At 71.6% G+C, this 13,918-nt stretch carries 11 protein-coding genes; all 11 read right to left on the minus strand.

The genetic code is table 11. The features are described from left to right. Positions 1–26: 26 nt before the first annotated feature. The 11 genes from Ari01nite_RS04190 to Ari01nite_RS04240 all read right to left on the minus strand — a co-directional run bounded on the left by Ari01nite_RS04190 (position 27) and on the right by Ari01nite_RS04240 (position 13,878). On the minus strand, positions 27–1,316 hold the full coding sequence (locus Ari01nite_RS04190) for a hemolysin family protein (RefSeq protein WP_203779520.1): 1,290 nt from the start codon (positions 1,314–1,316) through the stop codon (positions 27–29). Between the two features lie 67 nt (positions 1,317–1,383). Next, positions 1,384–2,283 carry a DNA-3-methyladenine glycosylase family protein gene (locus Ari01nite_RS04195; protein WP_203779522.1) on the minus strand — a complete coding sequence of 300 codons (900 nt, stop codon included), beginning with the start codon at positions 2,281–2,283 and terminating at the stop codon, positions 1,384–1,386. Positions 2,284–2,539: 256 nt separating this feature from the next. Further along, complete coding sequence (locus Ari01nite_RS04200; protein ID WP_203779524.1) at positions 2,540–3,850, minus strand: Pecanex-like protein 1; 1,311 nt, start codon at positions 3,848–3,850, stop codon at positions 2,540–2,542. A gap of 42 nt (positions 3,851–3,892) precedes the next feature. After that, positions 3,893–4,669 (minus strand): DUF4142 domain-containing protein, encoded by a 777-nt coding sequence (locus Ari01nite_RS04205; RefSeq protein ID WP_239162466.1) that lies wholly within the window; start codon positions 4,667–4,669, stop codon positions 3,893–3,895. A gap of 48 nt (positions 4,670–4,717) precedes the next feature. Then, positions 4,718–5,395: a COG4315 family predicted lipoprotein gene (locus Ari01nite_RS04210; RefSeq protein WP_203779526.1), complete on the minus strand. Its 678-nt coding sequence runs from the start codon at positions 5,393–5,395 to the stop codon at positions 4,718–4,720. Positions 5,396–5,609: 214 nt separating this feature from the next. Then, the gene (locus tag Ari01nite_RS04215) at positions 5,610–6,386 is read right to left on the minus strand and encodes a zf-HC2 domain-containing protein (RefSeq protein WP_203779528.1); all 777 of its coding nucleotides are present in this window, start codon (positions 6,384–6,386) and stop codon (positions 5,610–5,612) included. Further along, positions 6,386–7,060 carry a sigma-70 family RNA polymerase sigma factor gene (locus Ari01nite_RS04220; protein WP_203779530.1) on the minus strand — a complete coding sequence of 225 codons (675 nt, stop codon included), beginning with the start codon at positions 7,058–7,060 and terminating at the stop codon, positions 6,386–6,388. Before Ari01nite_RS04220 ends, Ari01nite_RS04215 begins: the two co-directional genes overlap by 1 nt. A 421-nt stretch (positions 7,061–7,481) precedes the next feature. Beyond that, positions 7,482–8,444 (minus strand): hypothetical protein, encoded by a 963-nt coding sequence (locus tag Ari01nite_RS04225; RefSeq protein ID WP_203779531.1) that lies wholly within the window; start codon positions 8,442–8,444, stop codon positions 7,482–7,484. Next, the gene (locus tag Ari01nite_RS04230; RefSeq protein WP_203779533.1) at positions 8,441–10,942 is read right to left on the minus strand and encodes an AAA family ATPase; all 2,502 of its coding nucleotides are present in this window, start codon (positions 10,940–10,942) and stop codon (positions 8,441–8,443) included. Before Ari01nite_RS04230 ends, Ari01nite_RS04225 begins: the two co-directional genes overlap by 4 nt. Continuing rightward, entirely contained in the window at positions 10,939–12,090 is a 1,152-nt protein-coding gene (locus tag Ari01nite_RS04235) for an exonuclease SbcCD subunit D (RefSeq protein ID WP_203779535.1), read from the minus strand. Before Ari01nite_RS04235 ends, Ari01nite_RS04230 begins: the two co-directional genes overlap by 4 nt. Positions 12,091–12,099: 9 nt before the next feature. Next, positions 12,100–13,878: an ATP-binding protein gene (locus tag Ari01nite_RS04240; RefSeq protein WP_239162467.1), complete on the minus strand. Its 1,779-nt coding sequence runs from the start codon at positions 13,876–13,878 to the stop codon at positions 12,100–12,102. Between the last annotated feature and the right edge of the window lie 40 nt (positions 13,879–13,918).

The raw sequence follows: 13,918 nt of genomic DNA on the forward strand, positions 1-13,918 counted from the left end.
TTGTGACCCGTGCGCCGCCCCAGGGGCTAATCCGCGATCTCGGCCGTAGCCAGCGGTCGCAGCCGCACCCGGGTGATGGCCCGGCCGGTCACCTCGACCACCTCGGCGGTGAACTCGGGCAGCGTCACCACCTCGCCGGGGTCGGTGGGGATGTGGCCCAGCGCGGCCAGCATCATGCCGGCGACCGTGGTGTAGTCGCCGTCCTCGTGCGCGTTGGTCTCGTCGTGCAGCCCGATGTCGGGCAGGTCGTGGATGGGGAACGAGCCCGGCATCAGCAGCGCGCCGTCGGCCTCGCGGATCACCGCGGCCACGTCCCGGTCGGTCTCGTCGTAGATCTCCCCCACGATCTCCTCGACCAGGTCCTCCATGGTGACGATGCCGTCGATGGCGCCGCGCTCGTCGACCACCATGGCGATCTGCTGCCGCTCGGCACGCATCTGCCGCAGCGCGTCGGACACCCGCAGCGTCTCGGGCAGGAACAGGCTGGGGCGGCACAGCGCGTCGACCGGGCCGTCCGCGTCGATCAGCTCGCGCAGGTGCACCACGCCGATCACGTCGTCCAGGCCGGCCGGGCCGACCACCGGCGCCCGGGAGTGCCCGCCGTCGAGCAGCAGACGGAGGGCGTCGTACGCCTTCATGCCGGTGGGCAGGCTGACCACGTCCCGCCGGGGCACCAGGATCTCGCGCAGGATCCGGTCGGCGATCTCGAACGCGCCGCTGATGATCGTGCGCTGCTCGGCCGAGAAGTCCTGCTGGGCGGCCACCATGTCGCGGATCTCCTCGGTGGTGACCTCCTCGCGCTGGGCGGACGGGTCGCCGCCGGCCAGCCGCACCACCAGGTTGGTGGCGGCGCCGAGCAGCCACACCGCGGGCCGGGAGATCGCCGCGAGGACGTCCAGCGGGCGGGCCACCAGCAGCGCCCAGCCCTCGCTGCGCTGCATCGCGATCCGCTTCGGCGCCAGCTCGCCGATCACCAGCGTGACGAAGGTGAGCGCGATGGTGACCAGCACGATCGCCGCCGGCCGGGCGGCGGTGCCGAGGAAGGCCAGATGCTTGATCAGCGGCTCGGACAGCGACACCGCGGCGGCCGCCGAGGCCAGGAAGCCGGCCAGCGTGATGCCGATCTGGATGGTGGCCAGGAACCGGTTCGGGTCGCGGGTCAGCCGGGCCAGCACCTTGCCGCTGCGGGACTGCCGCTCGAGCCGCTGCACCTGGCTGTCCCGCAGCGAGACCAGGGCCATCTCGCTCCCCGAGAACACCGCGTTGACCAGCACGAGCACCAGGACCAGGACGATCTCTCCGGTGGTTCCACCCATTACCCAGCTCCCGGCACAAATCGATCACGAGGGGAACAAGGTACCCAGAGTGGGGCCGCGCCGCTCGTCAGAACCGCGCGAATGAGCGGATCGGCATCCGCGGGCCGAACCGGGGTGCCGCGATGCCGCCACGGCCCAGCAACTCGCAGACCCGGCCGCGGTGGCCGCGGAACGGTTCCAGCAGCTCCAGCATCCGGGCGTCGGTGCCGCGCGGCTCGCCGGCCAGGCCCCAGGCCACCGTGTTGGGGATGTGGTAGTCACCGACGCTCACCGCGTCCGGGTCGCCGTGGACGGTGCGGACCACCTCGGCCGCCGTCCACGGGCCGATCCCGGGCAGCGCGACCAGGCGCCGGGTGGCGTCGGCGGCGTCGGTGCAGCGCTCCAGCCGCTCGGCGGCCAGCGCGGCGCGCAGCAGGGCCATGGTGCGCTTCTGCTCGACCCCGAACGGGTGGAACTCCCAGTAGGCCGTCGCCGCGACCGCGGCGGGATCGGGTGGGAGGAGGAGATCGGCGTGGCCCGGCGCCGGCTCACCGAAATGCCGGCAGATTTTGCGGTACGCGCGAAAGGCCTCGGTGCCGGTGACCTTCTGCTCCAGCACGGCCCGCAGGAGACGGTGGAACAGCAGCCCGGTGGCCGGCAACCGGACCCCGGCGAACGTCCGGGCCAGGCGCTCGACCAGCGGGTGGGCCGCGGCCAGGGCCGGGAAGCCGGTCAGGTCGTCGCGGAGGCCGGCGATCGCGTCGGCCCGCTCGACCAGCCAGTCGCGGCCCGGTCCGTAGCCGGTGGCGACCAGCTCACCGGCGGCGCGGGCCAGGTGCAGGGTGCCGGGGCCGGCCGGGGTGCGGGCGGCGAGCCAGAGCTCATCGGCGGTGACCCGGACGCACGGGTCGTGCCTGGGCACCTGCAGCGGGCCGAGCGTGGCGCCGAACTGATAGCGCTCGGGCGGGGTCAGCCGGCGGGGGGTCACCGGGAAACTGTGCCACCTCGACCCGCCACCCGGCCATAGGCAAGCCGATGGCCCTGACCGCGCTCCCGGTCAGGGCCATCGGTGGGCGATCGGACACCCGAGTGATCCGGATCGCCGTTGGAGCCGGCCGCTGTTGTCGTCCGTCAGGGGGAAGGGCGACCGCCGGTGCCGACGGGGGGTCCCGGTCGGGACGAGGCCATGTCGGTGACCTCGTCCGTCCCGGGTTCGGCTCCGGTTCTGCGGCGATGCTCCTCGATCAGTTGCGGCGACCGCCGCGACCGCCGTTGTTGTTGCCGGCGTTGTTGTTGTTATTGCCGACGTTGATCCGCACCGCGTCGAAGGCCGGGGTCTGGTTGGCCCGCTCCATCATCGGGATCCGGTGCGAGCCGTCACCGGCCCACGAGGCGCACTGCGCGGTACCGGCGGCCGGGATGCCGGGCACCTGGATGGTGACCGAGTCCGGCTGGGCGTCACCGCCGTTGTCCTCGGTCGCCACGAAGAACGCGGGGACCGGAGCCGGGTCGGGAGCGTTGTTGGTGTTGCCCAGCAGCCGGCAGGCGGTGTGGAAGTGACCGCGCACCAGGCCGTTCTGCAGCACCGAGCTCTCCACGTAGTAACCACCCTGGCCGGCCGCGAGGAACCGGTCACGGATCAGGTTGCGGGTGCTCACGACGAGGGTGAACGGCTGGTTCACACCGACGTTGTTGGGCGCCTGCACGATCAGCAGCGACGGGTTGTTGGCCGCGGCGCCGACCTCACCGAACTCGGTGGAGACGCACCGGTTGCCGAGCTGGAAGCCGTTGTGGGCCTCGAGGTCGCTGTCACCGCAGTTGTTGGTCAGGATGCCCAGGCCAACGCCCGGCGGCGGGTTGGTGGGAGCAGGCGCGGGCTCCTCGTCGTCGTTGTTGCCGCCGTTGTTGTCACCACCCTGCTGGCCGCCGTTGTTGTCGCCGCCCTGCTGGTTGTCGCCGCCCTGCTGGCCGTTGTCGCCGCCCTGGTTGTCGCCACCCTGCTGGTTGTCGCCACCCTGCTGGCCGTTGTCGCCGCCCTGGTTGTCGCCACCCTGCTGGTTGTCGCCGCCCTGCTGCTGGCCGTCGCCGCCCTGCTGCTGGCCGTCGCCGCCCGGCTGCTGGCCTTCGCCTTCGCCCTCAGCCGGCGCGGGCGCCGCAGAGCTGGGCGCGACGGTCGCCTGGCCGCCACCGCCGTTGCCGCCGTTGTTGCCGACGTTCTCCATGACCCACTGACGGCACCGCTGGCGGAGCGTCGCCGCGCTCACCGTGTTGCCGGCACCGTCGTCCGGGTGCTGGGTAACCCGGCCACCGTTGGTGGTGTACGAGTCGCGCCGGGTCTGGGTCGACAGCCGGGTCTGCGCCGGCCGCTCGATCCGGTCGCACTGGGCGAGAGCCCGGCGCTGAGTACGGTCGGTCGCCGCGTTCGAGACCTGTGTGACGGTGACGATGCCACCGAATACCACCAGGGTGGCAGCCACCGCGACGATCCGGCGACGGCCGCTGAACCAATTCGCCGCCCTACTGGTGGATGCGCGCCGGTACTTGGACCTTCGCATTGGATGACACCTTTCTCTGTCGCGACCTGGACGTGGGGGGACTTACCGCGCCCGGAAGATGCGCATGGTCGTGATGACGCCAACCACGAGAGCGGCGGCGAGGACTAGAAGAATTACCGTGGTGTTGACACCCGGGAGACCGCTGTTGGCGCTCGCGGCGGCGATCATCTGACCGTCGACCGGAACCGGTCCGCCAGCGCCCGCGGGAGCGGGAGCGGTGGGCAGCGCGCCATAGTCGACAATCTCGCTGCTCTCGAGCAGCGTCATGTGCGTCATGACGAACTGGTTGGCCTGCTGGGCCAGCTGACGGACCGAGTCGTTCCGGGTGCTGGCCCGAATCGTCGCGATCGCCGGGAAGATGTTGCCGTGCGCCGCACGGAGACGGTCGATGAAGATCTGATCGAACGTCGTGGAGTTCGCCGCCCGCATCTCGTCGAGCCAGATCTGCTGGGCCGCGTTCGGCACGTTCGGCAGCATGATGTCGAGCTTCTTCGCCACCGTACGGTCGAGGTTGTCGAGCACCACGTGCTGCGCGGCGATCGACTTGCCGATGTTGACGACGCGCGGGTCGTCCGACTTCTCCACGGCCATGTTGCCGGCGGGGATCTCCCAGAGCCCGGCGAGCCGGACCTTGATGACGAAGTCCCGATCGGCTGCACTGACCGCACCGACGCCACGATCCTTGAAGGTCGTCGCCGGAACGGGGATCCCGTCCGCTGCCTGCGCCGGGGCCACCGGTGCCAGCAGGACGGTCAGGACCATCGCCGAGACACCCACCAGCCAGCGCTGCAACTGGCGAGAGGAGCGGACGGCTCTCATTTCTCACGACCTCCGAATTCCGCGGGTTTCTGAAGAAAGAGACTCGGGTCAGTAGCTGTAGTCGCTACCGGCACCGCCGGCGTCGCCGGACTCGGATTCCTCGGCGTCGTCCTTGGGCGGCGCCACCGGCTTGGAGACCGGCGGGAGACACGTCAGGTTCTTGGCGCCGTCCGGCTTGATGACGAACCACTTGCCGCCGACGTTCTGGCCCTTCCACTGACCGGCCTTCTTGTCGCCGATGTAGAAGTAGACCGGCCAGCCCTTGACCGTCAGCTGCTTGGTGCCGTCCGCCCGGGTGACCGTCCCGACCAGCTCCTGGTCGACACCGTCGACCTCGGGCTCGCCGTCGTTGGTCAGCGCCGGCGGCCAGATCTCGGCGCACTCGCCGTTGCAGTTGGACTTCGACGGGTTGTCGCCGTCGTCGTCGAAGCGGTAGAGGACCATGCCCTCTTCGCTCTCGATGACCTCACCCATCCGCTTGACCTCGGAGCCCACCAGCTTCGCGGTGATCTGCTCCTCGGGGAGATCGGTGACGGCGTCGGCGCCCGGCGGCTCGGTGGCGTCCGGGTCGGCCTGCGCAATCGGGTCGGCTGTCGACGTCGCCTCGGGCGACGCGGCGCCGGCATCGGCGGCCTCCTGGGCGTTGCCGTAGTCAGCGGCGTCGTATCCGGTCGGGGCACAGCCGGACAGTGCGAATGCCGCGGCGATGGCAGCGCCTACGACCATCAACTTTCGCTTCTCGGGTACCAACGTGCCCTCCAGTGATTCCTGCATCTGGCGTTTCCGGGCAGTAGTACGGGGACTGGGGTCGACGCGGTTCGAAGTAGGGCCGATCAATTTCCTTAAGTTTGTTTGAACCACCCCGGAGCTGGCCCGGAGCACGGCAAAGGGCCCGGCCGAAACGGCCGGGCCCTTGCTGACGAGCCTGTTTCCGGGTCGGTTACTGCGGCACCTGGACCAGCGTGTCGCCGCTGCTGACCTCCTGCACCTGGATGTAGGCGATGTTCTCCCGCGCGGTGGCGGTGACCGCCTGCAGCATCAGCGGCTCCGGGTTGGCGGCGGTGCCCCAGCCCCGGTCACCGACGGCCCAGGAGATGAGCGGCTCGGTGGTGCCGTCGGTGTGCCGGGCAACCAGCCGGCAGACGATCGGGCCCTTGATGTTGGAGATCGCGAACGAGATCTGGGTGCCCCAGTCCTTCTTCTCCAGGGCCACGTCCGCACTCACCCCGGACCGTGGGTCCTGTCCGCTGTACTTCTGGCCGGCGAGCTCGGGGCCACCGACGCCGGCACCGCCCGTACTGGGCGGCAGTGGGTCGAGCTGGCTCGAGTCGCGCTGGACGACGTTGCCACCGCCCGGCGAGTTCTGGTCGGGGGCGAACCAGCGGCCACCGGCGAACAGTGCGCCGATCGACAGCATGGCGAACACGACCACGGCGGCGGCCAGCGAGTACAGCCGGCGGCTGTTGGCCCGGCGGCGCTCGACCTTGACCTCGCCCAGCATCTTCTGCAGGACGACGCCGTCCTGCCGGGACTCTTCGGCCGCGATCACCGAGCCGGCATCGACGTCCGCCAGCAGGTCAGCGACCTGCACGAACGACTCCAGCTCGAAGGCGCATCGCGGGCACTCGATGAGGTGGTCCTCGAAGCGCGCGGCGTCGCGTTCGTCCAGCACCCCCAGTGCATACGACGCGACGTCGTAGTGCTCTTCCTGCGTCATTACTCCGTCACCCCCCGCTGCTGCAACGCCGTACGCAGCGCACGCAGAGCGTAGTACACCCGTGACTTGGCGGTGCCCAACGGAAGATTGAGCTTCTCCGCCGCCTCCGGGACGGTGCGTCCCCGGAAGTAAGTCTCGATAAGAATTTCCCGGTGCGACTGGCTGAGTTCCCGCAGCGCGTCGGACACGGTCATGGACTGCAGAACCCGGTCGGTGTCGTCCGACATGCTCGGGAAGCTCTCGAGCTCCCGGTCGTACGTCTCGGCGGGGCGGGCACTCGCGCTGCGGTGGTCGTCGATGGCGATCCGCCGGGCGACGGTCACCAGCCACGGCCGCAGCGACTGCTGGCCCTGAGCGCCGAGCCGGTGCGCGTTGCGCCAGGCCCGGAGCAGCGTTTCCTGCACGATGTCCTCGGCACGCTGACGGTCACCGCCGGTCAGTCGCAGCACGAACATCAGCAGAGGTCCGGCGTGCTCCTCGTAGAGCATCTTCACGAGAGTGTCCTCGTGGCTCGGCTCGGTAGAGCCGTGCCGAGGAGCCTGCCGCGGGATCACCGAACCTCCGTCGTTCGCACTACGGCCTCCGTCGAGAGACTGCCACCGGCCACCCGAACGTTGCTGTGTCATCAGGCACACCCCGCCCAGCGCGAGCCGATCCTCGGCCACCGCATGCATCGATACCTCCGCCCGGAGCTTTCCCCGTCGCCTGAGATACGGCTGGGGGTGCCGGCCGGGATCAACCTAGGCGGGAAAATTTCTGGGACGTGGGTACTCAACGGTCCTCCGGTCTCGTGTGGGGGCGTCACGAGGCACGTTGCAGCCGATCATATTCATCCATCTGCACCGATATGCCTGGCGGGGCAGCCGAATAATACTCAGCCGCGGGCGTCCCAGGAAACGTCATGCTGAGCTGGGCGGACGCACTGGCGGTGCGGTGCTGCCGCTACGTAGGCAGGTGCCTGCACAGCGTTTCCGTCCCGGACTTTGGGAGCGCTCCCATGAGTGCTCCCGAGGGGCGGGACGGCTGTTCGGAGGATGTCTCGTAACCGGATGGCCCGATCGGGTGTCACCCGCCCGAGTCGAGCGGGATGTCCGATTAAGCGCGTGCCCGCGCAGCGGCAAAAGTCAGCGCCCGATGGAGCACCCGGGAGTCGCCGAGCAGGCCGCGCAGGCGGCGCTCCAGACCGGCGATCGGCACCAGATTCTGCGGGGCCCGCGGATCCTTGTACGCCGCCGAGGCGAACCGCGGCAGCGTCGCCCCGGACACCTCGGCCAGCTCGATCGCCTGATCCGGGGTGAGATCGGGCGAGCACTCCACCCGCACGATCCCGGACCACGGCGCACCGGAGGCGCCGGGCAGCCGCAGATACCAGGACCAGCCACCCCACACCGTGCCCAGGTGGAACACCGGGGTGCGCTGCCCGGGCCGCAGCGCGGTCACCACCTGGGTGAGCGCGGCCGGCAGGTATTGCTTCTGCTGGGTCTTGACGTAGCCGATGGTGCGCGGCAACTGGCGCCGGTTGCGCAGCGGGCCGTCCACCACCAGCAGGTCGTCGCTGCCGTCCCGGGCCACCGCGGAGATGTCGATCTCGAGCGCGGTCAGCGACGGCTGCACGGCGGCCGGCAGCTTGCTCATCTCGCCCGTGCCGGACACCCGGTGCACCTCGTAGCACACCGAGCCGGCCTGCACGTCACCCGCCGACGGGCTGGCCGTGAACAGGCCGCGCCGCACCGCGTGCCCGACCAACTCGGCCGCGCCCCGGCCCAGGTCGCAGCGCACCACGCCGGCCGCGAACGAGGCGGCCAGGCCGGGATAGGAGGTGCCGTCCTCCTCGGCGGTCCACAGTCCGGCGTCGTTGCGCCGCACGCCGTCGACCAGGAAGACCACGTCCGGCACCCGGGCCGAGACGGACTTGTCGATCGGCGCCCACTCGGCGGCCGGCACCTCGACGTCGGTGTCGACCTGGGCGCTGCTCGGCGAGGCCGGCCCGTCGCCGTCGCCGCCCTCGAACGACGAGCCGTACGACGGGTCCCAGGCGTCCACGAACATCCGGGTCACAGACCGACCCTCTCGACATGGGCGGACCGGGCGTCCTTGTGCACCTCGAAGCGCACCGGCACCCGCTCGGCCAGTGCGTTCACGTGGGTGACCACGCCGACCATCCGGTCGCCGCGGGCCGCGAGATTTTCCAGCGTCGCGGCCACCACGTCGAGGGTGGCCGCGTCCAGCGTGCCGAAGCCCTCGTCCAGCACGATCGACTCCAGGCTGGCGGCGGTGGTGGACATGCCGGCCAGCTGTTCGGACAGCGCCAGGGCCAGGGCCAGCGAGGCCTGGAACGTCTCGCCGCCGGACAGCGTGCGCACCCCGCGCCGCAGGCCGGCGTCGTGGTGGTCGAGCACGTAGAACTCGCCCTTGTCGTGCACCAGGTCGTATTGCCCGCCGGTGAGCTCGCGCAGTATCCGGGAGGCGCCGTCGACCAGCAGGTCGAGCGCCTCCTCGAGCAGCCAGCGCTCGAAGTTGTTGGCCCGCAGGTGGCCGGCCAGCGCCTTGGCCACCCGGCCGTCGCGCTGCAGCGTCATCCGTTGCTCGGTGAGCTGGCGGGCCTGCTCGCGCCGGTCGGACAGCCGGCGCCAGGCCGCCTCGGCCCGCTCGGCCGTGACCGCGGCGGCCCGGATCAGCTCGGACTCGCCGCTGGCGTCCCGGGACCGGGCCGGCGGGGTCACGCCGGCCGCGATGAACAGCGCGTCCACCTCGGCGTGCGCGTGCACCACGGCCTCGTGCGCGGCGGTCACCGTGGCCTCCGCGCCGGTGCGGGCCGCAGCCCGGCTGCGGTGCTCGCCCTGCGCCCAGTCGACCAGCGTCTGCCAGGCGCCGGCCAGGTCGTCGCGGTCGGCGGGCGGCGGGGCGAACCGGGCCACCTGGTCGCGGACCTGGTCGAAGGCCCGCCAGGCGGCCCGCTGCCGTTCCTCGGCGGTGAGCACCGCGGCCTGCGCGGCCCGCTGCGCCTCGCGGGCGGCGCGCACCGCGCCGGCCGCCAGGTCGAGCTTGCGCTGCAGGCCGGCCAGCTCGGCGAGTTGCCGCTCCAGCGCCGGCGCGCCGGGCGATCCGGCCACCACGCCGCGCACCTCGGCCAGCCGGGACAGGTGGTGCTCGTGCTGGGCGCGCTTGCGCTCCAGGTTGCCCTCCAGCTTGCGGGCCACCGCGTCGCGCTGCCGCCAGGCCGACTCGGCGACCTCGGCGGCGGCCCGGGCGGCCTTGCCGGTGGCCTCGGCCTCGCGCACCGCGGAACCGGCGGGCATGGCCGGCACCGCGGACACCGGCTGGTCGCAGACCGGGCAGTTGTCACCCGCGGTCAGGTGCGCGCGCAGGGCGGCGGCCTTGTCGAGCCGCTGCGCCTCGGTGTAGTCGAGCCGGGCCTGTTCGAGCAGCTGGGTGGCGCCCAGGTGGGCGCTGTTGGCCAGGTCGGCCGCGGCGACGGCGTCCTTGTATTCGACCTCGGCCACCGACACCTCGCCGGCGAACCACTCCTCCTGGCCGACCAGGCGTTCCAGCTCGGCGTGCCGGTCGAGCATCAGCCGCAGCGAGCCGGCGTCACCGGCCGCGGCCAGTTCGCCGCGGACCTTTTCCTCCAGTTCCTCGGCGGCGTGCACGGCGTCCGCGGCCTCGGTGGCGCTCGCCCTGGCTGCCGCGGTCACGCCCGCGATCTCCGCACAACCGGCCGGGGTACGCACGGCGACCAGCGCCCGGAGCTCGGCGTCCAGCGCGTCGCGGGCGGCGGCGGCCGCGGTCTCGGCCTCGCGCGCGGATCGCAGACCGGGCACCGACCGCTCGACGGCGGCGGCGAGTTCGCGCATCCGGGCCAGGTGTGCCTCGGCCGCGTCGACCGCCTCGTCGGACGCGTCGGCCAGGCCGGCCAGTTGCTGGTCGACCACGCCGAGCTTGGCCTCGGCGGTGCTGGCCCGGCCGGTCGCCAGGGTCTGCACCCGCTCGTAGACGTGCAGGCCGAGCAGGTTGACCAGGATCTGCTGACGGGTGGCCGGCTTGGCGTGCAGGAAGTCGGCGAACTGGCCCTGCGGCAGAACCACGCAGCTGGTGAACTGCTCGTACGGCAGGCCCACGGCGTGCAGGACGGCCTCGTCCATCTCGGCCGGGGTGCCGGCCAGCACCTCGCCGAGGTCGTCGAGGTCCATGCCGGTGTCCAGCTTGCTGACGTCGAACCCCGCCGGCATCAGCTGGAGCCCGGCGCCGGCGGTCTTGACGTTGCCCCGGCCGTCCCGGCGCACCACCCGGGTGGCCACGTAGCGGTCGCCGGCCGACTCGAAGACCAGCCGGACCCGGGCCTCGCTCGCGCTGGGCGCCAGCGCGTTGCCGATGCCGCGGGCGCCGCCCCAGCGCGGGACCATGCCGTACAGCGCGAAGATGATGGCGTCGAGCACGGTCGACTTGCCCGAACCGGTCGGACCGACCAGCGCGAAGTAGTCGGTGTCGGTGAAGTCCACGGTGGTCTCGTCCCGGAACACCGTGAACCCGGCCATATCCAACCGAATCGCCCTCATGAGTGGCTGCTCACCTCGTCGTACAGCTCGTCGAAGAGTTCACGGACGCCGTCCTCGGCGATGCCGCGGTTGTCCAGGTAGTCGCCGAAGAGCTCACGCGGCGACCGGCCAGCCCGCTGCGCCATCCGCTCACCCGCCCTGCTCGGCATCATGTCCGGGTCGATCCGCACCTCGAGCGCGTTGGGCAGCAGGTCCTGCACGTCCTCGCGCAGGCCCACCCGCGGCGTCTCGCGCACGAAGACACGGAGCCAGGCGTCCGGAAGGTTCACCGTGGCGAGTTGTTCGAGGGTGCCGCGTACGGTGCGCAGGGCCAGCGCCGAGCCGATCGGCACGTCCCGCACCCGGGCCGCCTTGTCGGTGCTGACGTCGACGATCGCCACCGAGCAGACGTTTTCCTCCTCGCCGAAGTCGACGGCGAGCGGGCTGCCGCTGTACCGGGCCGGGCACGGCGAGAGCACCTGCTGGGCCCGGTGCAGGTGGCCGAGCGCCACGTAGTGCGCGTTCGGCGGGAAGACGGTGGCCGGTACCGCGTATCCCATCACGGTGTGCGCCTCGCGCTCGCCGCCGCCGGACGCCGCGCCCACGATGGTCAGGTGGGCGGTCAGCAGGTTGACCGCGCCCGGCTCGGCGAACGACTCGCTGAGCCGGCCGATCAGCCGGGCGATGTGGTCGGCGTACGTCTGGGTGGCCTCGGCCGCGGTGAGCTCGTACATCTCGGTGGCCCGGATCGCGTACCGCTGGGACAGGAACGGCAGGGTCACCAGCCGCCAGCGCTCGCCGCCCGCGGTCTCGCCGGCGATCAGCAGCTCGTCCGGGTTGTCGCGGACCGCGCCGCGCAGCACGATGCCGGCCGCCTCGGCCCACGGGCGCAGCGCGTCGAGTGCCGGGCCGTTGTCGTGGTTGCCGCCGATCGCCACCACCTGCGCGCCGGTCTGCCGCAGCGCGGACAGCGCCCGGGTCACCACCCGGGTCGAGTCGGCGGCCGGCGCCGCCGAGTCGTACAGGTCGCCGGCCACGATCACCAGGTCGGGGCGCTCGGCGCGGGCGATCTCGACGACCTGGGCGAGCACCTTGATGTGCTCGTCGTGCCGGCTGCGGCCCTTCAGGACCTTTCCGACGTGCCAATCGGAGGTATGCAGGATGCGCATCGCGGAACCTTAGAACGGAATCTCGTCGCCGGACGAACTCACCACGGCGAAGGGGTCGGCGCCCTGGACGATCGAGCGCATCGTGCTGGACGGCGGTGGCCCGGACTCGGACTTGCGGGTGGCCCAGGCCGGGAACGGGAACTCGACGCAGAGCGGGACCGGGATGTCCGGCTGGTTGACGAACATGGTGCCGGGGCGGGCCAGCAGCGCGCGCTGCCGCATGGCCGGCGGCAGGAAGCCGTACTCCGGGCGGGCGGCCTCGGCCGGGTCGAGCCGGCCCACCACCCGGATCGCCGAGTTGGTCACGATCCGGCGTTCGACCTCGCTGGCGGTCTGCTGGGCGCCGATCAGGATGACGCCCAGCGAGCGGCCGCGCTCGGCGATGTCGAGCAGCACCTCCTTGATCGGTGAGCTGCCCTCGCGCGGTGCGTACTTGTTGAGCTCGTCGAGGACCACGAACAGCAGCGGGCGGCCGGTGCCGCTCTTTTCCTTCTCGTCGAACTCGGTCTTGAGCGTCACGCCGACCACGAAGCGCTGCGCGCGGTCCGGCAGGTTGTGCAGGTCGACGACCGTCACCTGGGCCGATTCGGCAGTCTTGATCTGGTGCGGGCGGCGCTGGGCCAGGTCGCCGCGGATCAGCCGGGCCAGGTCGCGCTTGCTGCCGATCAGCCGGCGGGCGAACGCGTTGACCGTGCCCATGTTGACCGCACTGCCCGCCCAGGTGGACCGGGTCTCGTCGTCGGTGAGCTGATCGACGATGTGGTCGACCAGGTCGCCGTACGAGGAGATGCGCCGGCCGTCGATGCTGATGCCGCCCTCGGCCGGTACCGCGTGCCGGTTGAGGTGCGCGGTCACCGAGTGCACCACCATCGTGTACTGCTGGCGCTCGTCGTCGGCGTCGGCGAACACGTACGGCAGAAGCTTGCGGTCGCAGAACTCCTCGAGCGTCCAGTAGAACGTGTCGACCCCGGTGAGGCGGCTGCTCACGTCGGGCGCGCCGGACGAGTCACCGGCCCGCGGCGGAGCGTAGACCCGGACGTCGGCGAACGGGCTCGCGGGCAGTTCGAGCAGCTTGTAGGCGGACCGGGTGTGGTCGTCGAGCCGGGTGTTGGGGTGGTCGAGGAACAGCAGGTCCTCGCCCTTGACGTTGAAGATCAGGGCGCGGGCGTTGGTGCCGTCGGCGCCCAGCTGGCCGGACCGGAACACCGAATAGAGCAGGAAGGTCGCGAAGCTCGTCTTGGTGGCCACGCCGGAGATGCCGGAGATGGACACGTGCGCGCCGCGGGTGCCGTCCAGGAAGTCGGCGTTGAGGAAGACCGGCACGCCGTCGCGGCCGGTGCCCATCGGGATGCGGCGGTCCATCCGGTCGAAGTGCAGGGCCGCGTCGCGGGCCTCGCCCTCGGCCCGGTGCACCACGGCGCCGGGCTGCGGCGGGACATACAGCTCGGGGTCGACCCGGGTGGTGGTGATCTCGGCGGCCTCCTGCACCAGCGCGGGCAGCGTGCCGTCGGCGATGGCGAAGACGTCCGAGTCGAACTGTGCGCCCTCGTGCCGGGCTCGGACCTGGGTGACCACGCCGGCGATCGTCACCGGTTCGCGGTCCGGCAGCCCGCGGCGGGTCACCACGACGTCGTCGAGTTGCAGGTAGTTGCCGGGGGTCACGGCCGTCCAGAACTGGAGCGGGGTCGCGTCGGCAGTACCCAGGACCCGCCCGACGGGGTCATCCTCCGGTTTTGCATTCAGTTTTCCGCCGCGGGGAAGCCCAGTTTCGTCAGACACGCCGATCATCGTGCACCAGGGGTACGACAGAAGCCGCACGTGGAGTGGG

This window comes from Paractinoplanes rishiriensis (assembly GCF_016862375.1).
GTDB lineage: Bacteria > Actinomycetota > Actinomycetes > Mycobacteriales > Micromonosporaceae > Actinoplanes > Actinoplanes rishiriensis.

Coding starts and splice junctions, on each gene's coding strand:
- Ari01nite_RS04190 (WP_203779520.1), bottom strand. CDS start 1,316: ATGGGTGGAACCACCGGAGAGATCGTCCTGGTCCTGGTGCTCGTGCTG.
- Ari01nite_RS04210 (WP_203779526.1), bottom strand. CDS start 5,395: ATGGTCGTAGGCGCTGCCATCGCCGCGGCATTCGCACTGTCCGGCTGT.
- Ari01nite_RS04240 (WP_239162467.1), bottom strand. CDS start 13,878: ATGATCGGCGTGTCTGACGAAACTGGGCTTCCCCGCGGCGGAAAACTG.
- Ari01nite_RS04215 (WP_203779528.1), bottom strand. CDS start 6,386: ATGACGCAGGAAGAGCACTACGACGTCGCGTCGTATGCACTGGGGGTG.
- Ari01nite_RS04235 (WP_203779535.1), bottom strand. CDS start 12,090: ATGCGCATCCTGCATACCTCCGATTGGCACGTCGGAAAGGTCCTGAAG.
- Ari01nite_RS04205 (WP_239162466.1), bottom strand. CDS start 4,669: ATGAGAGCCGTCCGCTCCTCTCGCCAGTTGCAGCGCTGGCTGGTGGGT.
- Ari01nite_RS04220 (WP_203779530.1), bottom strand. CDS start 7,060: ATGCATGCGGTGGCCGAGGATCGGCTCGCGCTGGGCGGGGTGTGCCTG.
- Ari01nite_RS04230 (WP_203779533.1), bottom strand. CDS start 10,942: ATGAGGGCGATTCGGTTGGATATGGCCGGGTTCACGGTGTTCCGGGAC.
- Ari01nite_RS04200 (WP_203779524.1), bottom strand. CDS start 3,850: ATGCGAAGGTCCAAGTACCGGCGCGCATCCACCAGTAGGGCGGCGAAT.